19 protein-coding genes, 1 tRNA gene and 1 pseudogene are annotated in these 24,752 nt (G+C 34.2%); 5 read left to right on the plus strand and 16 right to left on the minus strand.

Annotation, left to right across the window (positions count from 1 at the left end; all coding sequences use genetic code 11):
• The 4 genes from OOL05_RS03265 to iscU are packed head-to-tail and all read right to left on the minus strand — an operon-like array spanning position 1 to position 3,091.
• Entirely contained in the window at positions 1–1,887 is a 1,887-nt protein-coding gene (locus OOL05_RS03265; RefSeq protein WP_264730778.1) for an Hsp70 family protein, read from the minus strand.
• Positions 1,865–2,323: an iron-sulfur cluster co-chaperone HscB C-terminal domain-containing protein gene (locus OOL05_RS03270; protein WP_006012616.1), complete on the minus strand. Its 459-nt coding sequence runs from the start codon at positions 2,321–2,323 to the stop codon at positions 1,865–1,867. Before OOL05_RS03270 ends, OOL05_RS03265 begins: the two co-directional genes overlap by 23 nt.
• Positions 2,316–2,702, minus strand: a complete 387-nt coding sequence (locus OOL05_RS03275; RefSeq protein WP_006012614.1) for a HesB/IscA family protein — start codon at positions 2,700–2,702, stop codon at positions 2,316–2,318. The genes OOL05_RS03270 and OOL05_RS03275 overlap by 8 nt, the downstream gene beginning before the upstream one ends.
• Positions 2,703–2,707: 5 nt before the next feature.
• Positions 2,708–3,091, minus strand: a complete 384-nt coding sequence (gene iscU, locus OOL05_RS03280; protein WP_007302620.1) for a Fe-S cluster assembly scaffold IscU — start codon at positions 3,089–3,091, stop codon at positions 2,708–2,710.
• Between the two features lie 177 nt (positions 3,092–3,268).
• On the opposite strand from iscU, the gene ftsY reads away from it, so the two are divergent.
• Positions 3,269–4,180 (plus strand): signal recognition particle-docking protein FtsY, encoded by a 912-nt coding sequence (gene ftsY / locus OOL05_RS03285; protein WP_264730779.1) that lies wholly within the window; start codon positions 3,269–3,271, stop codon positions 4,178–4,180.
• A gap of 784 nt (positions 4,181–4,964) precedes the next feature.
• Here ftsY and radA read toward each other — a convergent pair.
• Complete coding sequence (gene radA / locus OOL05_RS03290; RefSeq protein ID WP_052264751.1) at positions 4,965–6,308, minus strand: DNA repair protein RadA; 1,344 nt, start codon at positions 6,306–6,308, stop codon at positions 4,965–4,967.
• Between the two features lie 66 nt (positions 6,309–6,374).
• On the minus strand, positions 6,375–7,646 hold the full coding sequence (locus tag OOL05_RS03295) for an MFS transporter (protein WP_264730780.1): 1,272 nt from the start codon (positions 7,644–7,646) through the stop codon (positions 6,375–6,377).
• Positions 7,647–8,303: 657 nt separating this feature from the next.
• Here OOL05_RS03295 and topA point away from each other — a divergent pair.
• Positions 8,304–10,754, plus strand: a complete 2,451-nt coding sequence (gene topA, locus OOL05_RS03300; RefSeq protein WP_010404951.1) for a type I DNA topoisomerase — start codon at positions 8,304–8,306, stop codon at positions 10,752–10,754.
• A gap of 184 nt (positions 10,755–10,938) precedes the next feature.
• Here topA and OOL05_RS03305 read toward each other — a convergent pair whose 3' ends face one another.
• From OOL05_RS03305 to OOL05_RS03340, 8 genes are all read right to left on the minus strand, one after another.
• Positions 10,939–11,823 (minus strand): P44/Msp2 family outer membrane protein, encoded by an 885-nt coding sequence (locus OOL05_RS03305; protein ID WP_264730781.1) that lies wholly within the window; start codon positions 11,821–11,823, stop codon positions 10,939–10,941.
• 100 nt (positions 11,824–11,923) lie between these two features.
• A complete protein-coding gene (locus OOL05_RS03310; RefSeq protein WP_264730783.1) occupies positions 11,924–13,942 on the minus strand; it encodes a type IV secretory system conjugative DNA transfer family protein in 2,019 nt (672 codons plus the stop codon).
• Positions 13,943–13,972: 30 nt separating this feature from the next.
• Entirely contained in the window at positions 13,973–14,965 is a 993-nt protein-coding gene (virB11, locus tag OOL05_RS03315) for a P-type DNA transfer ATPase VirB11 (RefSeq protein WP_019236952.1), read from the minus strand.
• 1 nt (position 14,966) lies between these two features.
• Positions 14,967–16,478 carry a TraB/TrbI/VirB10 family type IV secretion system protein gene (locus tag OOL05_RS03320; RefSeq protein WP_010404940.1) on the minus strand — a complete coding sequence of 504 codons (1,512 nt, stop codon included), beginning with the start codon at positions 16,476–16,478 and terminating at the stop codon, positions 14,967–14,969.
• Positions 16,479–16,494: 16 nt separating this feature from the next.
• Positions 16,495–17,286, minus strand: coding sequence for a P-type conjugative transfer protein VirB9 (gene virB9, locus OOL05_RS03325; protein ID WP_019236950.1), 792 nt, complete (start codon positions 17,284–17,286; stop codon positions 16,495–16,497).
• Complete coding sequence (locus tag OOL05_RS03330; protein ID WP_007302609.1) at positions 17,273–17,953, minus strand: VirB8 family type IV secretion system protein; 681 nt, start codon at positions 17,951–17,953, stop codon at positions 17,273–17,275. The genes virB9 and OOL05_RS03330 overlap by 14 nt, the downstream gene beginning before the upstream one ends.
• Positions 17,954–18,025: 72 nt before the next feature.
• A complete protein-coding gene (locus OOL05_RS03335) occupies positions 18,026–19,111 on the minus strand; it encodes a GTP cyclohydrolase II (RefSeq protein WP_064086006.1) in 1,086 nt (361 codons plus the stop codon).
• Between the two features lie 20 nt (positions 19,112–19,131).
• A tRNA-Leu gene (locus OOL05_RS03340) sits at positions 19,132–19,219 on the minus strand.
• 190 nt (positions 19,220–19,409) lie between these two features.
• Here OOL05_RS03340 and OOL05_RS03345 point away from each other — a divergent pair.
• Positions 19,410–20,645, plus strand: coding sequence for a metallophosphoesterase family protein (locus OOL05_RS03345; protein ID WP_007302607.1), 1,236 nt, complete (start codon positions 19,410–19,412; stop codon positions 20,643–20,645).
• Between the two features lie 15 nt (positions 20,646–20,660).
• Positions 20,661–21,001 (plus strand): annotated as a pseudogene (locus OOL05_RS03350) (transposase); the annotation flags it as partial.
• 155 nt (positions 21,002–21,156) lie between these two features.
• Here the strand turns inward: OOL05_RS03350 and dcd are convergent.
• Positions 21,157–21,714: a dCTP deaminase gene (gene dcd / locus OOL05_RS03355; protein ID WP_006012513.1), complete on the minus strand. Its 558-nt coding sequence runs from the start codon at positions 21,712–21,714 to the stop codon at positions 21,157–21,159.
• Between the two features lie 71 nt (positions 21,715–21,785).
• Positions 21,786–23,243: a TrkH family potassium uptake protein gene (locus OOL05_RS03360; RefSeq protein ID WP_264730787.1), complete on the minus strand. Its 1,458-nt coding sequence runs from the start codon at positions 23,241–23,243 to the stop codon at positions 21,786–21,788.
• 124 nt (positions 23,244–23,367) lie between these two features.
• Between OOL05_RS03360 and OOL05_RS03365 the strand changes: the two genes are divergently transcribed.
• A complete protein-coding gene (locus OOL05_RS03365; RefSeq protein WP_264375482.1) occupies positions 23,368–24,669 on the plus strand; it encodes a hypothetical protein in 1,302 nt (433 codons plus the stop codon).
• The last annotated feature ends 83 nt before the right edge of the window (positions 24,670–24,752 follow it).

A 24,752-nucleotide genomic window follows, 5' to 3' on the forward strand; every position in this document is an offset into this window, starting at 1 on the left:
CTATCTGTCTGCTGATTCGCATAATTCTAAAGCAGAGTTTTCTAACTCAGAGATAGCATTATTAATGTTGTCTAAGTCATTTTCCTGTAAAGCGTCTTTTGCGTTCTGTAGTAAAATTTTTAACTTTTGCTCAGTGGAAACATTTTCAACTAGATGTATGAGCTTGTTACCGTTAATTTTAGCCTCTGCAAGGGAACGAGCCTTCATGTCTTCATCAAAGTTACTTACTGACTGATTGACCATATCTTGAATATCTTCTTCACTTAAGCCAGAGCTTGAATTTATTTCAACTGTCTGTTCGACTCCAGTAGTTTTTTCTCTTGCAGTGACAGTCAATATTCCATCAATGCTAACTGTAAATCCTATTTCAACTTTTGCAGAACCTGCAGGCAATTGTGGTATACCTTTGAGTTCAAATCGTGCTAGAGATTTATTATCTTTTATCATTTCACGTTCTCCTTGACAAACGTGAATTTTCATTGCTGTTTGCCCGTTAGCGTAAGTTGTAAACTCTTTTATTTCTGAAACTGGTAGTGGTGTATTTCTTGGTATAATTTTTTCAACTATTCCCCCCATAGTTTCTATGCCAAGTGATAAAGGCAGCACATCAAGGAGAATATTCCTATCTTTTGAGTTTGAAGTTAAATAATGAGCCTGCAAAGCTGCCCCATTGGCAACTGCTTTGTCCGGATCCACATCATTCAGCACTTTATTGTCAAAGAGTTTGATTAGTGAATTTTGCACTAATGGCACTCTAGTTGCGCCACCAACTAAAATTACCCCTTTTATATCATCGATTTTAAGATCTATGTTGCTTATAGTACGAGTAACTATATTTATAGTCTTATTAACCAAAGGACTGATTGCTTGCTCGAATTCTTCTTTGGTAATTTTGCACTTAAATAATTCACCATTGATGCTGAATTCAAAAGTGCCAGAGGTATCTTCACTTAGGTACTCTTTTATAGCACGTATATTGCAGATACCAGTTTTAGTGTATGAATGTTGTAATTTGTAGGTAGTTGTATCAGATGGTGCAGTGCTTGACACTGGAATCCAGTTCTTATTATATAACTTTCTGGTGTGTTCACTTGCAATCAAACTTTCTGGATCCCAGACTGGGATGACACTAGAGCATTTTTTATTTAAACCTACCTGTTCTCTATACTTTTTAAGCACGATTAAACTAAGTAGATGATCAAAATCATCACCACCAAGTTTAGTATCACCACCAACTGCAAGAACTTGAAACACTCCTTGATGTAATTTTAATATTGAAATGTCAAATGTTCCACCACCGAGGTCATAAACTGCATATATGCCACTGTTATTGTTCTTTCCAATGGAGTAAGAAAGTGCTGCAGCGGTTGGTTCATTAATGAGGCGAAGAACATCTATGCCAGCTAATTTTGCTGCATATTTGGTTGCGTTACGTGCTGAATCATCAAAATAAGCTGGTACAGTAATCACTGCTTTGTTAACTTTCATCCCTGTGAATTTTTTTACCCTCTTGCATAGAGTTTTTAGTATCTCAGCAGAGATCTCAATAGGAGTGAGATACTTTTCTTCTGAGCATTTTACCCTAATAACTTTTTCACTTTCGTTATCTATTTCACAATTGATACCTTCTTTATGCAAGTCTTTAACACTTTTACCCATTAAGCGTTTTATAGAGCAGATAGCGTTTTCGCCAACATCGTAGCCTACTTTTAGTACATCCTTTTCATATGAAATGACAGAAGGTAATAGTTCACGACCTTGCTCATCTTTAAATATTTCTACATTGCCAGCTTTATTTACCATGGCAATTAAAGAGTTAGTAGTTCCAAGATCTATACCAAAAACTACCTCATTTGAACTTGGTTCAGAAATTTGAACTGGCCGCATTTTCCTTTATCTCCTCAAATGACTTATATAAATATCTCAATCTAAAAACTTGCGTAGCAGCTTCATCAAAATTTTTTGTAGCAAAAGCATTAATTAGGTTTTTAGTACAATCTTTTACCTTTTCATCAATCATCCTACTTGCAAATTGTAAATCATCGCAGTCTAGAAAGTATTCTCTTATTTCCATTGATTCATTTAATATTTCAGGATCAAGATGCTCTTTTTTGCTTTGTACGTCAAAAAGATCCAACAAATGTTCGGCACGCTTTAGCGGTGACTTCAGTACCTGATAAGCTTTGTTGATATTTTCCATATTTTTGGACTCTCTTTCATTTATATCAGTTTTGCTTAGCTCAATATATTTTTTCTCCAGCTCATCAAAGCTGATGTTAAAAGCCGGTTCAATTCCAAATAATGTGAAATGGTTGCTAGACATGAAAACTCTCTCCACAACCACATTTTCCTTTCTCATTAGGATTTTTGAAAATAAAACCTGATGAGAATTTTTCCTCTACATAATCCATTTCAGAGCCAAGGATAAACATGATAGATTTTGGATCGATCAGCACCTTGACTTTTTGATCATCACTGCAGCTTTCTTCAATTACCGACTCCAAAGGACGAACATCATATGCATATTCAATATCATATTTTAAACCAGAGCATCCTTTTTGCTTAATTAGAACTCTTATTCCTATTGCTTCTTCAAGGTTAGCATGCTTCTTTTTGTCCAATAAAAACCTTACCCTCTCTACTGCATTTGCAGTTAGAGTGATAGGTTTTTTAACAGAATTTACTCCTTGAAATTCACTCATATTCCTCAATGTTTTTGTTTATTTTGATAATCATGAATAGCAGCTTTTATAGCATCCTCAGCAAGTACTGAACAGTGTATCTTTACTGGCGGCAAAGACAATTCTTCCACTATTTGAGTATTCTTTATCTTTGTTACATTCTCAATAGTTTTTCCTTTGATCATTTCTGTAAGCAAAGAACTTGAAGCTATAGCAGAACCACAACCAAAAGTTTTAAATTTTGCGTCTTCAATAACACCTTTATCGTTGACCTTTATTTGCAGTTTCATTACATCTCCGCATGATGGTGCACCAACTAAACCAGTACCAACATTTGGATCATTTTTATCCAGAGAACCAACATTCCTTGGATTTTCGTAATGATCTAAAATTTTCTCATTATAACTCATAGAACTACCCGTAAACCATTACTTACATTATAACATATTTAGGTTAAAAACTAAAGTAAAATACACTAGCAAGCGGTACATTTTACTCACAAAATATATAGGTTACTAGTGTATTTACTTTACAAATACATATAGTGCATGTCATTCTTTATATGGTAATTTTAGAAGGAGTATTTCTTGAGTTTATTAAGTAATCTTTATCAAGGACTATTAAAAACCTCCTCCCGTTTTAGTGATGGAGTAAAAAATATTTTTTCTGGCAAAAAAAAATTAGATCAGTCGCTTTTAGATGATCTGGAAGAGCTGCTGATCAGCATGGACATAGGTCATAAAACTTCTAGATTGCTTATTGATAAGCTCGCAAGTATCAAATTTGAATCAGAAGTTGAGCATAGCGTTATCACACAGCAGTTAATGAGCGAAATAGAAACAATATTAAACCCTGTTGTGCAGCCGCTCATTTTGAATAAAAAACCACACATAATAATGGTATGCGGAGTGAATGGTAATGGAAAAACTACAACTATAGGTAAACTTGCCTATAAATATAAGGAAAAAGGAAAATCCGTTATGCTTGTTGCGTGCGACACATTCAGAGCTGCTGCGAGTGAGCAATTAAATATTTGGGCAGAACGTTCTGATTGCTCTATTGTTACTGGAGAGCACGGTAGCGATTCTGCAAGTGTGGCATATAGAGCTGTAAATCAAGCGATAAAAGATAGCGTTGATGTTGTTTTGATTGATACAGCGGGAAGGCTACAAAACAATGTAAATCTCATGCAAGAGCTGTCAAAAATACATAGAACGATAAAGAAATTGGATGATACTGCTCCTCATGATGTTATTTTAGTTCTTGATGCAACTACTGGCCAAAATGCTTATAGCCAATTAGAGGCCTTTAGTAAAATGGTTGGTGTTACCGGGTTAATTGTAACAAAGCTAGATGGTACTGCCAAAGGTGGAGTAGTGATTGGGCTTGCAGAAGCTTATAAGGTGAAATTACACGCTATAGGAATTGGTGAAAGTATAGAAGACCTGAGGGAATTTACTGGCAAAGAGTTTGCTGAAGCGCTGTTTAAATCTGATTGAAGATCTCTTTAATTTTCTCATATGACCAAGCTTAATTATCATGAGAAGCCGTTTTTAGATGGTATCATTCCAGTACTTCCTATTTGAGTAGCCTTTTCTTGTCATCCCAGTCTGGGATCCAGATTGCAAGTGGGTTGGGTGAGCCGTTAACGTATAAAAATTACTTCCGCATATTTTCAATCTCATTATAATTACAAATAGAGATATTTTAAGAGCTCAAAATCTATCTTTAGTCTGCAGACTTTTTAATCAAACTTATTAAAAAATGTATTCTTCAGTGTATATCTGTCGTATGTGCACTGCATTTTTTTCTAACTCTTTTTTATACAGGAGGATTTTATGTCCAGAATTCCAGATACTTGACCTTTACTTTAGCTAAAAACCAACTGGTACCTATGGTTTTAGAAAGTGTAGGAAATAGAAACGTTTCTGTTTTTTGAGTAATTAAAAACCACTTCAGCTTGTCACTCATGCTTAAAAAGTTATTATATTAATGTAATATTGATACTTGTATACTAACATAAATATATTTTAAAAATTTAAGGAGTATATTATGACAATGTCTACCACAAATTAGTGAGAAATTAGCAGCTAGAGCAAAAAGTCTCTTTGATGAGAGCGAAAAATTATTGCTTATAGCAGAGGAAATATATAATCAAGATCCAATGAATTTTTAATTACAGTAAAAACAGTAAAAAAAGAAGCCAGTGTCACCTACTCAGATGACATTATGGAAGCTGGGATAACATCCTTCCCACAAGCAAAATGTTCATGCAGATAATATTTAACTGTGATTGAAGATCTCTTTTAACTCTTTTATATGACCAAGCTTAATTATCTCAATATCATGAGAAGAATAATTGCCATTTTTAGGCATAATCGCTTTTTTAAATCCTAACTTTTGTGCTTCCCTTAGTCTGAGATCAGCATGCGAAACATTTCTAATTTCTCCTGAAAGTGCAACCTCACCGCAGATTATTGAAGAAGTTGGTAGCGGTAAATTTACTAAACTTGAAATAAGAGAAGCAGCAACAGCAAGATCAGCTGATGGTTCCTGTATTTTGAGTCCTCCTGCAATGTTTAGGTATACTTCTTTATCATGCAAAAACATTTTACAACGAGCACTTAGAACCGCGATTATCATAGCTAATCTATTAATATCCCAACCAACTACTGCTCTTCTTGGAGTTGCCATATTAGTCCTTGCTATTAATGCTTGCACTTCCATTAAGATTGGTCTTGAGCCTTCAACTCCTGCAAATACGGCGCTGCCAACTACTTCTCTATCATGTACGGTCAAGAATAATGATGATGGATTATCAACAGGCATGAGTCCTGCTTTAGACATCTCAAAAACACCAATTTCATTTGCAGGGCCAAATCTATTTTTAATAGTACGTAAAATGCGATATTGATTACTATTTTCACCCTCAAAATATAGTACTGTATCTACCATATGCTCCAGGGTTTTAGGTCCCGCTATTTGTCCATCTTTCGTTATATGGCCAACTATTAAGAGAGAAACACCATATTGCTTTGCAAGAACAGTCAATTCATGAGCGCAGGTACGGACTTGAGTTACAGTTCCTGGTGCTGATGTGACTTTGCTATCATACATAGTTTGTATAGAATCAATTATCAAGAACTTAATACTTTTATTTTTCCTTATTGTTGCTACTACATCAGTTAAAGATACTGTAGATAAAAGCTTAATTTTAGGTTCATTTATCTTAAGACGCTTTGCTCTGAGGCTCACTTGCTCTAAAGATTCCTCGCCAGATACATAAAGACATTCAAAAGAGGAAAGTTGTACAACATTAGCTGCAATCCTAAGCAAAAGAGTAGATTTTCCAATTCCAGGTTCACCACCAATTAAAATGCTAGCACCTTGAACGATACCTCCACCAAAAACTCTATCTAACTCTTCTATTCCTGTTAAAAAACGATCGGGGGTAATAATTTCACTATCTGATAACGCTTTTATTGAAATTGGTGCAGATGTACTTCTCGTTTCTGTTTTTAGTACTATTTCTTCGACAACCGTATCCCAACTGTCACATGCAATACACCTTCCTACCCACCTTCCAGTGCTATGACCGCAAAATTGACATACGTATGCAGTTTTCATAAAAGCCAAAATTATAATTGTAATAAAAATTAGCTAAATAAGTGAAATAAATTTAAATAGAGAAAATTACCAATCACACTTTTTATCTTGTGGTTTTATTTGCAATATTGCTACTAAGCTGACTAATAAGCAAAAAATTACATAAAGCCCAGCAGCAAAGTCTATTTTAGGAAACATTATAGTAAACCAAGTGCATATCATAGGAGTAAATCCTCCATGCAAGGCAAAAGAGATGTTGCGTGATAAGCTAACACCACTAAATCTAACATTAGTAGGAAAAAGCTCAGCAGTAACTATCCCTATAGGATTAATACCCCTCTCGATTATAGAAAGAGCCATAACACTCAACATGATTATAAGATAGCTTTTATAGTAATATGCAATAGATAACATAGGACAACATAATACCATTGTTATCACTATAAATAAGATTGCAGTGCGTTCTCTTCCTGTTTTATCAGCTAAAATTCCAAGCACTATTGAAGATATCGGCATTAATATACTGGTTATAATGAGTACAACTTCGTTGACATACGTTGTTACATAAGTTTCAACAGACACTATTTCTTTTGCAATTGTTCTAAGAAATATGGTAAATCCAACAGCAACATTAACAGGTACAGATATTAAAATGGCAAGTATCAGGGCTCTTTTATAGCGTTTTGTAAGCTCTATTATTGGTAAATTAGGTAAATTTCTTTGTTCTCGATTTTTTTCATACACTGGAGTTTCTCCTAGTGTATATATACTATATGCGCTTATTAATCCTAAAATGGCTGAAAAAATAAACGGCAGCCTCCAACCCCAAGCGTTAAAATCAGTGGTTTTTTTACAGATGATCACTGCAACCACAGAGAGCAATATGCCAATAGAGCGACCAAAACTTATTATTCCAAAAAACATTCCTAGTTTTTTCTTATTAGGTAAATGCTCTATGAGATAAACAGAGCTACCTCCTTGCTCAGCGCCAAGTGCAACCCCTTGTATCAGATGGATTGTAAGAAGCAACATAGTAGAGGTTATTCCTATTTTACTATAACTTGGAATAAACGCAACGAGACTAGAAGGAATCGATATTAGCAAGATAGCAATCGTTAACGCCATTCTCCTTCCATACCTATCACCAATGTGACCAAATACGAATGCACCAAGTGGTCTTACCATTGCACCCAGTCCTGCAATTCCAAACAATTGCAATATGCTGTAGTAGATATCTTTTGCATAACAAAATTCTCTACTAATTATATTAACCAGATCAATAAAGAGCATATGGTCATACCATATTGCGATTCTACAGAGTATTGTTGCAATCAATACTCTTGTTTGTTGATTGTACACTTAGTTTAATTTGTAAATGTCTACTTATTTTTATTTTGGCTGCTTTTTAGAACTTTGCAACTCAAGCGTATGGCTTATATGTAAATATTATTAAAATTGGAACTTGCATAACCAGCCAGTCTGGGATCAAATAAAAAAATCTGGTCATCCGCTGGAATGACATGGTGGAATGTCCTTCTTGTCATTCCAGTACTCCTTTTCTTGTCATCCCAGTGTCGGAGCACTGGGATGACACCTCTCTTAAATTACTTTAGCTACAAATATCAAGAAATTTACCAAGTAGAAAAAAGACAAAAGAAACCCCCTATTAGCTAGTTGTAACTCCTGAAAATTGGCCTGTCTTAAACAGCCCGTTTCAGCTTATATGGTAAAAAAACTGGAAGTTTTGTAAAGAAATAAGATGCACATAGTGCAAAAAATTAAAAATAAGACGACAACTGCGTTATGCTTTTGTCGTTTAATCTGCACAGACGAAGATAAATAGTATAGCGTTATCCTTATGGTAAGGGAGTTGGGAAAATTTGTAAAGTAGGCTCTTTCATTAGGTTTTTTGCTAACATTAAAACAATTCACTTAAAAAACTGAGAAGACCATTAAAATATTTTTTTACTTTTTATTCTATATATTTCAACATATTACCTTTAAGTACTAATAATTATGGCATTATTGATAGTTGAGTCGCCGGCAAAGGCAAAGACGATAGGTAAATATTTGAGTAAAGAATTTAAAGTGGCTGCATCCTTTGGCCACGTCAGAGATCTGCCAGCGAAGAATGGTTCTGTTGATCCTGATAATGACTTTGCCATGAAGTATGAGATTATTGAAAAAGCAGAAAAGTATGTAAAAGAGTTAGTCAAGGAAGCTAGTAAAACATCAGATATATACCTTGCAACAGATCCAGACAGAGAAGGAGAAGCAATAGCTTGGAATGTGATAGAGGCACTAAAGGAAAGAAAAGCAATCAATGATGAAAGCAACATTCATAGAGTAGTCTTTAACGAAATAACAAAAAGAGCAGTGCAAGAAGCTATAAAAAATCCACGTGAAATTAATATGGACTTAGTGCGTGCACAGCAAGCACGCAGAGCTTTAGATTATCTAGTTGGATTTAGCTTGTCACCGCTGCTGTGGACAAAATTGTCGGGAAGCAAATCTGCAGGGCGAGTGCAGTCTGTTGCATTAAAGCTTATATGCGAACGAGAGGATGAAATCAGTAAGTTTATAACACAGGAGTATTGGAGCATAAAGGCAGAAATGCAAAATAGCAAAGATGAGGCTTTTTTTGCTATGCTAAGCCACTATGACAATAAAAAGCTAGAAAAATTTGATATTAAGAATGAAGAAGAGGCAAAGAACTTAGTCAGGGAGATCGAGTCAAGGCAGTATGCTGTAAGCACAGTAGAACGCAAGCAAGTTAAGAGAAACCCGCTTCCTCCATTTATCACCTCAAGTCTTCAGCAAGATGCAGTGAATAAACTGTATTTTAATGTGAAAAATGTTATGCGAGTAGCGCAAAATTTATATGAAGGTATCAATATTGGTGGTGAAACCGTAGGGTTGATAACTTACATGCGTACAGATGGGTTTCATATTGCAGATGAGGCTATAAACTCAATCAGGGGATCAATTAAGTCATTATATGGTGATAAATATTTACCGCATTCTCCTCGTAAATATGTAAAAAAGGTCAAAAATGCTCAAGAAGCACATGAAGCAATCCGGCCAACTGATATTAATAGAACACCGGGTAGTATTAAGGATTACTTAACGCCAGAGCAATTTAAATTGTACGATTTAATCTGGAAAAGAACCATTGCAAGTCAAATGGAATCGGCGATTCTTGATCAAGTGGTAGTTGAAATTAGTTCTATTGACCAGAAAGTGATTCTGCGAGCAAGTGGATCAAGTATATTCTTTGATGGTTTTTATAAAGTCTATCAAGATAACATAGAAGCCGAAAATGAAGGCCTGCTACCTGCCATGAAGGAAGAGGAAGCGTGCAAGTTGATTTCTGTTGATCCGAAACAGCATTTTACTCAACCGCCACCTCGTTATAGTGAAGCGAGTATAGTAAAAAAAATGGAAGAAGTCGGTATAGGTCGCCCATCAACTTATGCAACAATTATTTCGGTATTACAAGATCGTGAATATGTTTCATTGGATAACAAAAGATTTATTCCAAGCAGCCGCGGTAAGATCGTGACTATATTTTTGGAAACTTTTTTTCAGCGTTGTGTAGAGTATGACTTTACAGCACAAATGGAAGAAAGGCTTGATTCAATCTCAAATGGACATGCAGATTGGAAAAAAGAACTAGGCTATTTTTGGGTGCCATTTTTTAATCATGTAAATTCTGTTAAGCAAATGACACATGATGAGATTTTTAGTGGTATTCATGATTTGGTAGTCAATTGGTTTTGCTCAGAGGAAGGAAAGGAAGAAATAGGTAAAAAATGTCCTAATTGCTCTGGTGGTATATTGAAATTAAATTTTGGAAAAGCCGGTGTGTTTCTTGGATGTTCTAACTATCCTGCATGCAATCATACAAAAGAAATTACGGGCAGTAATGACAATTCAGAATATCCAAAAAGTTTGGGTATAGATGATGTGACAGGCCAAGAGGTAATGATCAAAAAAGGTCCTTTTGGACTTTATCTGGAGTTTAATAGTGAGTCAGAAAAGAAAAAAAAGATTTCTGTACCAAAAGATATAAATGTTAATGATATTGATCTAAATACCGCCACTCGATTACTTTCCCTGCCGAAAATAATCGGAGAGCACCCTGAAACTGGAAAAGAAGTAAAAATAGGTCTTGGACGATTTGGGTACTATATTCTCTATGATGGTCGATACTTTTCTCTTAAAAAAAGCTCTAAGGAGGTATTAGACACACAATTAAACGAAGCTATACAAATTATTGAGAGCAGCCCACGCAAAGAGCTAAAATCTCTTGGTTTTAATGAAAAGGGAAAAGAAGTTTTTATCTGCAACGGTAGGTACGGATTCTATATAAAATGCGGTAAAACAAACGTTGCTTTGGGCAAGAATGCAGATATTGAAAGTATAGATCTGAAGAAAGCCTTAGAGTTAATTAAGAATAAAAAATAGACTCCTTGCATAACTACTCTTTATATGTTCTTTATTGTTGTTCCAGCGCTACACGCTGGAACTGAGAAAAAAGAGCCTGAATTACAAGAAAGAAAATATTCAGATAACGAGAAAGTTGTCACCTGGTTAGCAGCTACAGTCGTGTGACGCAGACGTGCTACCAGGAAAATAGTCTCTATCAGAGTTAAGCTTTGCTGGCAAAATGAAAAGTAAGACCAGCTTCTATACCGTGTGTGTGAAACACTTGATTGCCTATACTGATACTTTCTTTGTGTAACTTCTGGTCCGATGGTTTTTGACTTTTATTCAATTCTAATATCTTTTTTCCATCTTGGTTTACCGGTTGCTTTGCTTTCATTTCTCCTAACACCTCTGCTTCAAAATCAACATTACTACCAAGAACACCAAAACCTCTATATCCGATGTGCATATTTACATCTTCGTTTATACGATAATCAAAGCCAGCTTTCAATTGACCTGCAGGTCTTATTGACGATTTTTCAAACATTGTCATTCTTGTTGCACCGACTCCAACCCCAACATAAGGAGAAAAAGATAAACTATCACTTTTCCAATAATGATAAACATTTGCCATTACAGATGCGTTTTCTACTTGGTCATGATTAATTACAGTTTTATACATATAAGTTTTTTTATTAGCACTCTCACCAACGTCTTTTAGATACGAAACAGTTACTTGATTACTTGATAAACCAATATTATCTACTTTTACAGAAGAGTACATCCCTTCCAATTCAGCTCTATAGCTATTATTGCCTAGTTCTCCTGTGTAACCAAACGTTACATTTGCAGCAAAAGGTGGGTTATAATCTCCTTTATACTTACTTATTAACTGACCTTCTGTTCTCTGAGCGTCTATGTCATTTATAGATACACGGTTATCATCTGTAGCATCTTTGCCTCCAATTTTTGCTTTCAACTTACCCAAGTTCAAATATTGACCGTAATATCCACCACCAAAGTAAAATCCTTCTGTTTCACTTGCAAAAGATTGTTGTGACAACAATAAAGCAAGTGCTGTAACTGCTAATGTTTTTTTACTCATCATGACTATTCCTCTAGTTAAAATAGCTAATCTAGTACTAATTAATTAAAAATGATTTAATATGAAAAAACTAATTATTTTCTAAGCTAAAAAATAGGTAAAATTAACCTCTATCCTCGATTTTATTGCCGTCTAGTTTGTCCTCATCTTCAAATTCATCATCATCGTCAAATTCATCCTTACTGTCTTCATCATCAAACTCATCATCGTCTTCCTCATCATCAAACCCATCACCACCTTCAAACTTATCATCAATATCCTCGTCTTCAAATCCATCTTCAATCTCTGGCTCATCGTATATTGCATCTTCAGTTCTAGCTTCAACAGGATAATCAGCAGCTTCAATAGCATTACTCTCTTCTTCATTACTAATCTTATCTTTGTTAGCAGCAGAAAAGACCTTGTTTGGATCATATGGCTCTTGTGTAGGCACACGTGTTGGTTTAATCAGCCTTCTTGTGAATGTGCTATCACTATAGTACAAAATTTTCTTTGACTTAATTGGATAAGTCGATTCTATCAAAATTATCTGATCATCACGTGGCAGCATAATAATTTCTTGAGGTAAGAGCAATGCTCTCTGTGTTTCAGAGATATGCAATGATCTTGATGCAGGATTCAAGTCTAAAAATTTAGGTTTGTTTAATGATTCTTGTTGTACAGTTTTGTTTCCTATAAGCTGAGATATCAAATTAGCCGTTTCAATATTATTGGCTGCAAAAGTTATTCTATAGGTTGAGTTTGATAAAAAGGAGTTCATTCCTGCTTCTTCATATATTCCTTTAAGCTGTTCAGTATCTTGAACAATTAAAAATAACCTTACTCGATAGCCACGAAAGTATGCGATACCCGTTTGAAATTGCTCCATTTTTCCAAGTGTTGGAAACTCATCCATTAAAAATAATACGCCGTAAGGCTCGTCATCCGATGGCAATTTTCTACATAAAAACTCAGTTGCCTGTTGGTAAAAAACCTGCATTAAAGGCCTGAGCCTAGTTAAGTTATCAGGAGTTAAACCAACATAAACTGTAGTTTTCTTCTTTTTAAAATCCAAAATATTAAAATCACTTGATGCAGTTGCAGTATCGATCAATGGGTTTGCCCACAATTCAAGCGACGAGTTCATAGTTGACACAACACCTGATCTTTCTTTGTCAGCCTTTTGCAAAAAAGCTGCAATGTTCATATACGCTACCGGATGTATTATTTTACCCATTGTGTCCAAAACTACAGCAAGATTGTAAACTACGTCATCGCTACGCATCGTACGCACAACCTCACCAAAAGATTTAACTTTCTCTGGTGCAGCAAGTAAATATAGTACCACCCCAACAAATAAGCTTCTTGCTTCGTTTTGCCAAAAATCTTGTTCAGGCATGATTAGGTTAGCTATTTTTTGCACATCGTCAACCATCTGTCCAGGTTTTTCACTAATCCATTCCAGTGGATTATAACAATGGCTTACCCCATCTGGCTGCGCTGGGTTCCATACATATACTTTTTGTCCTTGTCGCTCTCGCCAACCACTTGTTATTTCATAGTTTTCTAATTTTATATCATGCACAATTACCGAATCATTCCAAAATAACAAATTAGGAATTACAAAACCAACACCTTTACCAGAGCCTGTAGGTGCAAAGAGCAATGCATGCTGAAACCCATCAGCAATAAAATATCCTCTCTTATCTTTACCAAGCAATAGACCTTTTTTGCTTCTTAATCCCGCTTTTCGTATGTCTTTCTCTGATGCCCACTGTGAATCTCCATGAAGTGATTCTTTCTTTTTAAATGGCCGCCACTCAATTAGTCTTTCTCTCACATTCCACAAAATAATCATCAAAACAATTTGAGGCAGTAGAGAAGATACAACTAACTTAATTTTGAGCTCAAAGCTATATAGCTCTGGATGATGCCAACAATATTGTATATGATCAAAAATTGTCGGCCAGAGAGCTTGAGGAAAAGGTGTCAAGCTAGGATTAATTGCTCTAAAATCTACACCATCTGGACCGTCAACAAACAGGTAGAATAATATACCAGACAAATAGAAGCAAAATTCAAATATGCTAAAAGATACTACACCTCCTATGAGAATATTGCGTAGGTGATTTCCATTACTCATAAACTACTTTTTCTTAACTTACGTATAAATTTAAGTATTTTCATTTGAAGATCTAGTAAATAATATCTCAGAAATGCTTCTTTTGCCTCCACTGGTTCTTTTTAGCTGAATAACAATATCAATTACATTTCTAATGTATGGTATGATCTGATCTGGGGGAATTCCAAGATTTGCTTGCATAACCATAAGTTTTATTTGCTCAAGAGCCATTGCCGGACTATCCGCATGAAGAGTTGATATTGACCCTGGGTGGCCAGTGTTTATTGCTCTAAGAAAACTAAAAGCTTCTGCTCCACGCAGCTCACCAACTATTATTCTATCTGGTCTTAAACGTAAACATGCCTCTATCAAATCTTGAGTGGTCACTTTTGCCCTGCCTTGCCCTCCTTTAGAAGCAATTAAATGGACTTTATTGGGATGATCATTCAAAACTATCTCTCTTGCATCTTCAACAGTAATAATTCTTTCTTCAGATGGAATAGCACGCAAAGTAGCATTAGTAAAAGTGGTTTTACCAGTGGAAGTTCCACCACTAATTATGATATTTTTCTTACTTATTACAGCATATTCTAAAAACTCTTTTATTTTTTTTTGTTTCAGTAGCAAATCTAGGTGACGATCTACTGGATTATCGGTCACTCCTATAACAGTTTCAGAAAAAGCCCCCATTTTTTCATAATCATCCAATGCCAATTGCATAGAAGAAGGTTTACGAATTGAAATGACTACTTTATCAGGCTCACATGCTGGAGGAAACACTATCTGTATACGATAACCATTTGGTAATGTAGCTGAAAGCAGCGGTGTCTCTTCGCTCAGTTTTTGTTCTGTAGCTTGAGCAATCAACCTGCTAAGAGATTTTAAATGATTAAGATCAAATATTTCTAACTTTTCGCATCTTATTTCACCGCGATTTTCAATCCATACTTCCTTCGGTTTATTTATTGATATTTCATTTACACCTTCCTCTTGAAATATCCCTTGTAATGGCTCCAAGTATGTATCAAGTGCAGCATAGTTCATTTCAGTTATTTAATATTGACTGTGGAGGAAATACTATATCTTGGTTAACAAATACTTTCAATGCAGTTCCTTGATTAACATAAATAGTTGGTTTTTTATCTACACTCCTATCAACTATATCTCGCATGTCTTTGGAAAAATCATTGATTGACTTCCCAATTGCTTCATCATAAACAGATTTGCTTCTTTTCTGAGTTTGCCTCAACAGTTGACGTACATCGTCTAAAGTTATACCGATATTGTCACTAGTAATTGTATCAACTCCACTAGCTCCAGAACTTTTTATCACACTTACTATTTCTTCCTTTATTATTCTCAGCAAATCCTGATCACTTTTAGCATTTCGAATTTTTTCAATAGCCCTAATACCCAATTTCCATTTTTCGTCTCCTACCTTCCCAACTTCAGTTTTTATAGAATTCTCCAATCTCTCAACAATAGCCCCTTTGAGAGAAGAAATATCTATTTCAGTTGCAGTAATAGACTTCACTGCATCCATGGCAGTTAGCGCATCGATAAGATTAGAGGCTTTTTGTCCTACAACAGCTGAACCAATCGAAACACCAGCAAGTGCCACTGAAGAGAATAATGCACTTGCTATTTTATTATCAACTATTCCAGCTATCCCTGCCCTTCCAAGCTCATCGGTACCAGATGATGCAATAGCAACATCTATACCATGAGGAAGAATGATCCTATTCCAATTTATGTTCACGCGGGCTTTTGCAACATTTGAGTCGAATGAATAACCACCTATTAACCTTGAACCTTTTGGTATTAAAATTGTATCACCAGTTTCTGCATAAACGTCTCTACTAACAACAGCACGGAGCATTCCTTGTAAGTCAGAACTTATTGCAGTTTCAAGAATAGCGTCAATAACCTTACCTTGAATAATCATTAAACCAAGCTTTCCAGCTTTGGTAGCTTTGCTCGATTGTGCTGAGGTATTGGATAAAACAGCATCTGTAGCTTTACCTTCCCCACTACTACCTGAAATTGCTAACATTTGTGCACTACGTCTGTCTCTAGGATAACCGCCACCCCCTATTGTAGGAAATGAAGTAGGCAAATTGCTAATAACATTACCAGAAGGAAAATTTTGCTTTGGTAAAACAGGTATATTTGACAAGGGAATTTCTTTTAGTTGCTCTTCTTTTTTTGTCACTTCCTCTTTTTTGATTTGTTTTACTTCTGGTATGACTTGTGGAATAGGAAGAGGAGGTAAGGGTGGCAAGAGATCAGTTACTACTCTTTCGGAAACTATTGCATTATCTGGAACTTGTTCTAACTTTCCTTTCAATTCTTGAATGTTTTGCTTTGTTTCCTCTTTTTTAACAATCTCTGGACCCTCTTTATTAGAAGGACTAAAATAAAGATAGTACACTCCACCAACTAAGAGCGCTACCATAACTATCATCAATGCCTTATAACCTTGATTAGAGCCAACTGTTACTACCTTGCTTTCTATCTCTGATTCATCTTCTACACTATTATGCCTTTCTTTACTCATATTATATGTACCAGAACTAAAGTGACCTATTTATAACTTCAACTTCACTACCTTCATAACGCATTAATAGCTTTTTATGTACTCCTTTTATTACAACATAATCATCAAATAACAGCCTTTTACAGGATTCGCCTTCTATAAAAATCTGAGGAATTTTATTACTATTTCTAAACTTTAAATAGGTTAAATAACCATCATCGAATAACTCAATTGGAACTATATCTACGTTACCACCTTCATCAATATATGTATAGTTGTACCTCGTATTATTTTCTTGTATTATTTTTTCTGGCTTTTCTGTAATGTATTGCATTTGAGTAGGTAAAGAAACCTCATCTAAATCAACATCAAATTCATCTTCTTCTTGAGGATAATAAAAACGTATTACGTAAGATATATCCTTTTCAACGGAATAATCATGATCCACTTTTTTAGCATCAGTATCTGGGTATTTATCGTAATTTGGTCTTGAAATTAGATCAAAAATGTAATTTCTCTTTTTAGTTGTCGTAATAATCATGTTAGTGCGACTACTGACTTCAAATGGCATGACAAGCAGTTTATTATCATAAGGATTAATTTTCCAACTTGATGCATCACCAACAGCAATATTTTTGACTTTTTCCCCTTCTGCAAACTCAATATAAGAATAGTAACCTTGACTAAAAATTACTGTAAACACCTCATTAGGGCTATATACAAAAGTCTTTATTCTACTATCTACAGAAATAGGTTTATTATTAATAGATGCATTTAAGTTGCCACTTATTAGTAAAGCTAAAACTAACAATATCCTACACATATTCATCATCTACTCTATATGAAATAACTTGAAACCCTAACGGGTTAATATATCTTTGCTGATCATTCATTTCAAGCGATGCATATTTATACGACATCACAACTATCTTATTTTTCCTTGAGGAATTTCCATCTTTTCGTGTAAATTCTATAGAAAATCTCACTTGAAGAGCATCATTACCTAATTTTTGAATTGAACGAATTTTCAACTCACCTTTAGCATCTGAATATAAATTAAAAAGGTCATTCATATTCTGCGATTTTATATAATTGCTAAATTCACTATATACACTAGGCGAAGAAAACAACCTTACTTTTGTATAATAATTATAATTATAATTATATGGGTCAAAAACCTCCCTTGCTTTTATATACTCTGAAATAAAATAATCGTTCAGCGTTTCATTTGCAGAATATTGTTTTACTGTAACAGGATCAACCAATTGCACTATTCCTGACTTTTTATCAATTTCTATAACGAATGGCTCAATAGTGCTACTTGTGCTAATTTTAAATATAGCTAATATGCTTATAGAAATTGCAACTAGTAATATTAATGTAAATAAAAGTAAAGTATTTCTCTGAGCAACAACTGTGCTATAGCGACTTGAATTCCAATTTATATCCTTATCCAATGACTCATTACTTTTTTCTTGTTTTAAAAATTTCAGCATCTCAATATTCTTAAAAATCTTAACTTATATTAATTAACATAGCAAGCTAACAAAGTAGTTATAACAAAAAAGCTAATAAACCCTTAATCCATGGCCTAACTTGCCAAATTTTGTTTCCATATATGAATCATTATATTCATTGCGTTCCATAATAAGTGGTACACACTTTGTAACTTCTATACCGTTATTTTTCAACTCTGATAACTTTCTACCATTGTTTGTAAGTAATTGTATTTTGTTAATGTTCAATTTCTTAAGTATTTTAGCTGCAACAGCAAAGCTCCTTTCATCATCTTCAAAACCCAATACTCTATTTGCATCAACAGTATCAAGATTATATTTTCTTTGCATACTGTATGCTCTTAACTTATTAGTTAAACCAATGCCTCTCCCATCTTGCATCAAGTATAATATAATGCCATTCCCAAAGTCGGTCATTATTTGAATCGCTTGATGTAACTGGCTTCTGCAATCACATGATAAGCTGTCTAATAAGTCTCCTGTATAGCATGAAGAATGAATTCTCACTAATGGCTCATTATCTTTATCTGGATTGCCAATGATAATTGCATAATGTTCTCTTCCGCCACTTTTGGTTCTATAAGATATGATATCTACTTCTTGAGTCTGTTTTAAAAATAATGATGTTTTGCACACTTCATACACACTATGATTTTGTTGAAAATCATTCACAAGTAACGTATTTAGTGCAATAATGTCATTTTCTTCACACCAATTTCGCATTTCATGTTTATTCTCAAAAGTCATATCAGCCACTAACGCGTATGGCAATAATTCTGAGAACTTAAGCAAGGCAACAGCATACGCATCTATTGTCTTTGAGCATTGCAACTCTTTTATCCAATCTTCCTTTGAACAGTTTATTAAATGGAGCAGTTCATCAAAATTGCTTATCAACAGACGTTTGCTACTATGTTCTTTACTCTGACATATGTATTTTACCTTACTTGCAGTCAAAGTAACATACACATTACCTGATATAAGCTTATATTGACTAAATAAATTTTTTTCTAAAGTTTCAGCAGCAGCAAGCAATAGATAGTTATTTTCATCATCATATATTAAAATTGGAAGACCACGCCTGACTTCACTGATGGCCCTTTCTACTTTATTTCTACTTTGATTTCCTATAAACATTTCACCTACACCAAACAACTTGGTGCGGTCGAGAAGACTTGAACTTCCAAGGCTTTGTGAGCCACAGCGACCTCAACGCTGCGTGTCTACCAATTCCACCACGACCGCACTTTATTCTAGTTTCTATATAATTACTTTAAATTACTTAATCATTTTAGGGTTTTTCATCTAAAGTGTCAATCTGATACTAGGATAATTTAGGAAATGCCTGTATAATTTAACTATGAATTTTATGGTTACAAACTTTAATCATTTAAGATAATCTTAATACTAATTCTTAATTTAGGTCTTTATACAAATGAAAGTAGCTAATATCTTCATTTTTTTAATTCTATCTCTTACAATTAGCTTTCACTCCACTCATGCACAAATATTGTACACATGGTCTCAAATCATTCCAGAAAATAAATTAAGCATACGTGCGATTATAGACAATAACATGTGTCCCATTGCTTACGTCGATAATAAGGAAGTAGAAATGCTAAGTCGCAGCTCAATTAACAATACCGAAACAGTTTGTGAACTGATAGTAGAAACAAATGCTCAAAACATTAGTATTGACAATATAAAAGTTCCCGTATTAGCGGAAAAGATCAGCAAAATTGCCTTCATTGGCGATACAGGATGTAGAATAAATATGTTATTTCAGCAAGAATGTAATTCTGTAGATAGCTGGCCTTTGAAAAAAAATTTAGATTCAATCGCTTTTCATAAACCAGATTTAATTATCCATGTTGGTGATTATCATTATAGACAAACAAAATGTAGAAACACAAAAAAGTGCGGCGATATTTATGGATATAGCAAAGAAGCTTGGTACGCTGATTGGTTTGAGCCTGCAAAAGATATTTTAACACAATCTCCTTTTCTTTTTGTTCGTGGAAATCATGAGAGTTGTAATAGAGCTTATGAAGGATGGTTCAGATATTTAGATTCATACCCCTTTTCCCCTCAAAAATGTGAAGATCTTATTTCCAGTTGGTTCTTAGATGCTGGGCCGATGAAGTTTTTTATCTTCGACTCTTCATCCGGTGAGGAAATTTTTACAACCCAAAGCACAGTTGATGCTTTTGAGAGGCAGTTTGATAAATTGATACAAGATAAGCCCACGTGGTTTTTGACTCATAAACCACTTTGGAGATCTCCAAAAAAAGAATTTTTGACATTAAAAAGCCATGGTAATCTTACACAAATTGAAGCTTTTGGAGATAAATTTCCAAGCAATGTTACTACCATAGTTTCTGGCCACATTCATATAGCCCAGATTTTATTAATGGATAATGTTCCAGATCAGATTATAGTTGGAAACGGCGGTGCATTATTACACGCTCAAGATCAAGAACCTGTTTATCAAAACGTAGAATTTAACTATCCAAATAGTAGAAATTACTTAGCACACGAAGTTAGAAACTTTTTCGGCTTTGGCTTTGCAATATTAGGTTTAGACGATCACAAATTTACTTTCTATAACCAAGATAATAAGGAAATGTATTCTGCAAACCTAACGAAAGACTTTAAACTTAAAACAAATTAAAATTAGGACTATTTAAGGACGCAGAAAAAACGTGCTGAGCTTAAAAAACTCATAGCAACAAAAAACACTGAAATTCTTGTATATATCGACTAATCTGGAATTGATAACACAAAAGTCAGCGTATTAGTATGATTGCAGCTTTGAATAAGGGAAAAATTATGGCGCCTATGATTTTTGAAGGCTACTGCGATACAGACGTTTTTAATAGCTAGTTCAAACTTTTTGCTGGGTGATTTTGGATAATGCAACTTTTCATAGAAAACAAGTGAATTTGTTAAAAGTGTCGGTGCTGAAGTTATATATCTGCCTACACATTCTCCTGATTTTAATCAAACCATTGGTTTGTTATAAAAAATTGAGCCAGAAAGAATATCCAGCTATTCGAACTATTAGAAAAAGAGCTATATATGAGCATGTTTTAGCACAGACATTATTTTTGTAACTAGGCAAATGCAATCAGTATTAGCGGCTTGAAAGGATATCAATTAATAAAGAAATGCATCTAAAGTAATCACTTAACTAACGGCAAAGTGATACCATGTTGGTTCATATATTTTCCTTTCATATCATCATATGATTTCTCGCATTCACTTTCGCCGCTTAAAAACACAAATTGGCATGCGCCTTCATTAGCGTAAATTTTTGCAGGAAGTGGAGTGGTGTTCGAGAATTCAAGTGTGACGTGACCTTCCCATCCAGGTTCTAAGGGAGTAACGTTTACTATAATACCACACCTTGCATAAGTTGACTTACCAACACAAATTACCAGTACATTCCTTGGTATACGAAAATACTCCACTGTGCTGGCAAGTACAAAACTATTTGGTGGAATTATACATACATCTGTTTCCTTATCTATGAAACTATTCTCAGAAAAATTCTTTGGGTCTACAATAGCTGAATTAACATTAGTAAAAATCTTAAACTTATTACTAACTCTTGCATCATAGCCATAAGATGATAATCCGAAAGATACAACACCCTTACTGCTTTTATGATTCACAAAAGGCTCTATCATTCTAGAGTTTTCAGCCTTTTCCCTTATCCATTTATCTGGCATAACTGCCATAATTGTCCTTTAAAGTTTTGTAATACTTATAATAATATGTAATAGAATTTAAATGTAAACCTGAATTAGCGTTACACTCTGGAATGGCAAAGTTTCCAGTATAAACTACCTATACAAAAATAAATTGGCAATATTTCAAGCCTGCCAAGCAGCATCAAAAACGATAGAAATAGCTTTACTCCACCACTAAAGGAGGAATAATTACCTGAAGGACCTATTAGGTTACTAAATCCTGGGCCAGAATTTGTAAGCATTGCAGAAACAGAGCTGATGCTAGTTATAAAGTCCGCATTGCTCAAGTAAGACATCACTATTGATGATATAGTGAACGTTAACATGTAAATCGCAAAAAACGTAAAGACGGATTGAACTTCATCATTTTCCAGTATTTTACCATTGAGTTTTACTCTATCGCTTTCACTTGGATTTAATAAAGAGCTAAAGTAATTCCTTATAGATTTTAGAAAAATGACTAAACGGAAGATTTTGATTCCACCACTAGCAGAACCACCACATCCACCAATAAAGGCTAAAAAGAAAGCTAAGACTGAAATAAAGCTCCAATTCAAGTAGTTGCACATTATATAGCCAGTTGATGTGATAAAGGAGGTAATGGTGAATGTGCTGTACCTAAATGATAAAAATACTCCTAAGTCAAAATTTTTATATAACCAAAAACAAGCAAGCAAAGATGAAATAACAACTATCTTAATAAAGTAAGAGACCTGTTCATCATAACAAACGTCTAATCGTCTTACAATTTTTAAATAGCTCAGAAAAGGTAAAGAGCCTAAAATCATAAAGATAATTGTTATGACCTCCAATATAGGGTTATTGTAGTAGCCTATAGAATCGTTATAGTTAGCAAATCCACCAGTTGATACAGCGGACATTCCGTGACATACTGCGTCAAATAATGGCATGCCAGCTAGATAATAGGAAAATATGCACAATAAAATTAGGCAGTAATATATTTCTGCAATATGTATTACTACGCTTCGCGTATGTGGTAACTTTCTTTTAAGAGCATCTGAGTACTCAGAATAGAGTAAATTATTTAAGCTCAAAACCTTAAATATGGGAAAAATTGCAATTCCTACTGTAATTACTCCAAAACCACCTATACCGTGTAGCATTGCTCTCCACAGTAGTATCCCCGGAGATTGTTGCTCGATGTAACTTAGAACAGTTGCTCCTGTGGTTGTAATCCCAGATACTGCTTCAAACAGTGCATCAATGTAGCTTAAACTATCAAGATAAAATGGAATAGCTGCAAACAGAGATAATGCAATCCAGGTACAACTGGTAATCGCAAAAATTGCCGGCATTCCATGTACCCTATTTAGTTTACCCAGTAGAATAAAAGTCGCACTAAATGTGCAGGTAACTATAAATCCAACCAGAAAATTTTTCCATTCGTAACCTAGATAATTATTAGTAATAGCAGGAATAAGCATTGCTACGCCAAACAACAATAGGAAAATTCCCACAATAAATACAATTGAACGTAAAATTTGCAAATTTTCCATAGATAGTACAGTGAAAGCTATATGTTATTAAAAATTCAACTACTTTGCTAATTTTTTCTCTTGACTTGACTATAAATACGTGTAACTACAGCAAATAAATTTGTTCTAAATAGAGAGGTATGGTATGGCATCAATTTTTGAACAAAGCGAATTAATTTTTAAAAAAAATGGAGTTAAAGATTTATTACTTGATGCAATTTGGAAGAACGATCACCAAAAGATCCAGTATATATTCAACAGTCATAGCGACAGTTATATACAAGAAATTTTAAGAAGCGAGTATTATAACGGTCGTGCCATCTTCGATCCTGATAATCTCAAAGGAAATGCAGAGGTCATTGAACAAATTCGTCAGAAAGCTGATAAGAACACCTATGCTTTCTGGAAAGGTAAAAAAACTCTAAATTCATTGTATTATGCAGTCCAGCAGGGCAGTCTTAAAAAGGTCCATGACATATTCAACAGTAATAGCAACAGTGATATACAAAAGGTTTTGACAGATAAGGTTAATAACAATTATACAATCTTAGACTATGCTATTTCAAGATCAGTAGTAGATATCATTAAGGCACTTTGGCAGGAAGCTAATGAAGACACTCGTGTCTTCTTGAGTAATAGCGCAATCAAATTAGCTAATAAGAGTTCAGATTATGATGTTAAAAAATTTATTCCAGAAGTTAAGGATTATAATAGAAAGTACACTGAAAAAGCCACTAAACAAACTTATGAAGAATCTAATCAGAAAAATGGTATTTGTGGTAGAGCTATACAAAAAGTGGAAAATTTAGAGAGAACAAGTGATCTTCACCATAAATTACGTCAAGCAATAGATTATTTAGATGTTAAAAAAGTTAAAGCAGTATTAGAAGATTGTGATACAAATCTAGCAATGATTTTAAATAGACCTATACATTTACAGAGCAAAACTACCTTTTTACTTTATCCTCTGCAAGTTGGTCTTAATAAACGATATATAGGTGATGGTAAAAGATTGAAACAAGAAGATCTGAGAAATATAAAAGAAATTACTAAACTTCTTTGGGATAAAGCTTCTCCTGATATTCGCAATTTCTGGTTTAAATTCCATCAAGATCAACAAGAAGAAAGTACAAAAGACACAAAAGCAACCTTTGAAGCTCATTTGAAAAAAGCTCCTCCTGATATTCGTGACTTGTGGCTTAAATATCAAAGAGTGCCTGAAAATCAAGGTGCAGCTGTAATAAAACTTCTTAAAGGTGAGCAACAACGACATGCCAAGATAGGTAGTGAGAAGTGGCTTGAAGATTTCATTCAAGAAGTTAAAGATTACAGAGAACAAAAAACCATAGAAGAAAACCTTGAAATAGCTACAGAGAAACCTACAACAAAATCTGTTCTACAAGACGCACAACTTTCTCAAATAAATAGAACTTGTTGTATTTTGTAGTAAATAAGTTCTTAGGAAATCTAAGTATGATAACAATAAAAACAAGAAATTTAAACGTTCTATTTTTAACCTAGTATCCAGAA

Origin of the sequence: Wolbachia endosymbiont (group B) of Episyrphus balteatus, assembly GCF_947250575.1 — a bacterium.
GTDB lineage: Bacteria > Pseudomonadota > Alphaproteobacteria > Rickettsiales > Anaplasmataceae > Wolbachia.

Bases quoted from the DNA above. Each gene is read 5' to 3' on its own strand.
- OOL05_RS03265 (WP_264730778.1), bottom strand. From the start codon at position 1,887: ATGCGGCCAGTTCAAATTTCTGAACCAAGTTCAAATGAGGTAGTTTTT.
- OOL05_RS03270 (WP_006012616.1), bottom strand. From the start codon at position 2,323: ATGTCTAGCAACCATTTCACATTATTTGGAATTGAACCGGCTTTTAAC.
- OOL05_RS03275 (WP_006012614.1), bottom strand. From the start codon at position 2,702: ATGAGTGAATTTCAAGGAGTAAATTCTGTTAAAAAACCTATCACTCTA.
- iscU (WP_007302620.1), bottom strand. From the start codon at position 3,091: ATGAGTTATAATGAGAAAATTTTAGATCATTACGAAAATCCAAGGAAT.
- radA (WP_052264751.1), bottom strand. From the start codon at position 6,308: ATGAAAACTGCATACGTATGTCAATTTTGCGGTCATAGCACTGGAAGG.
- topA (WP_010404951.1), top strand. From the start codon at position 8,304: ATGGCATTATTGATAGTTGAGTCGCCGGCAAAGGCAAAGACGATAGGT.
- OOL05_RS03305 (WP_264730781.1), bottom strand. From the start codon at position 11,823: ATGATGAGTAAAAAAACATTAGCAGTTACAGCACTTGCTTTATTGTTG.
- OOL05_RS03310 (WP_264730783.1), bottom strand. From the start codon at position 13,942: ATGAGTAATGGAAATCACCTACGCAATATTCTCATAGGAGGTGTAGTA.
- virB11 (WP_019236952.1), bottom strand. From the start codon at position 14,965: ATGAACTATGCTGCACTTGATACATACTTGGAGCCATTACAAGGGATA.
- OOL05_RS03320 (WP_010404940.1), bottom strand. From the start codon at position 16,478: ATGAGTAAAGAAAGGCATAATAGTGTAGAAGATGAATCAGAGATAGAA.
- virB9 (WP_019236950.1), bottom strand. From the start codon at position 17,286: ATGAATATGTGTAGGATATTGTTAGTTTTAGCTTTACTAATAAGTGGC.
- OOL05_RS03330 (WP_007302609.1), bottom strand. From the start codon at position 17,953: ATGCTGAAATTTTTAAAACAAGAAAAAAGTAATGAGTCATTGGATAAG.
- OOL05_RS03335 (WP_064086006.1), bottom strand. From the start codon at position 19,111: ATGTTTATAGGAAATCAAAGTAGAAATAAAGTAGAAAGGGCCATCAGT.
- OOL05_RS03345 (WP_007302607.1), top strand. From the start codon at position 19,410: ATGAAAGTAGCTAATATCTTCATTTTTTTAATTCTATCTCTTACAATT.
- dcd (WP_006012513.1), bottom strand. From the start codon at position 21,714: ATGGCAGTTATGCCAGATAAATGGATAAGGGAAAAGGCTGAAAACTCT.
- OOL05_RS03360 (WP_264730787.1), bottom strand. From the start codon at position 23,243: ATGGAAAATTTGCAAATTTTACGTTCAATTGTATTTATTGTGGGAATT.
- OOL05_RS03365 (WP_264375482.1), top strand. From the start codon at position 23,368: ATGGCATCAATTTTTGAACAAAGCGAATTAATTTTTAAAAAAAATGGA.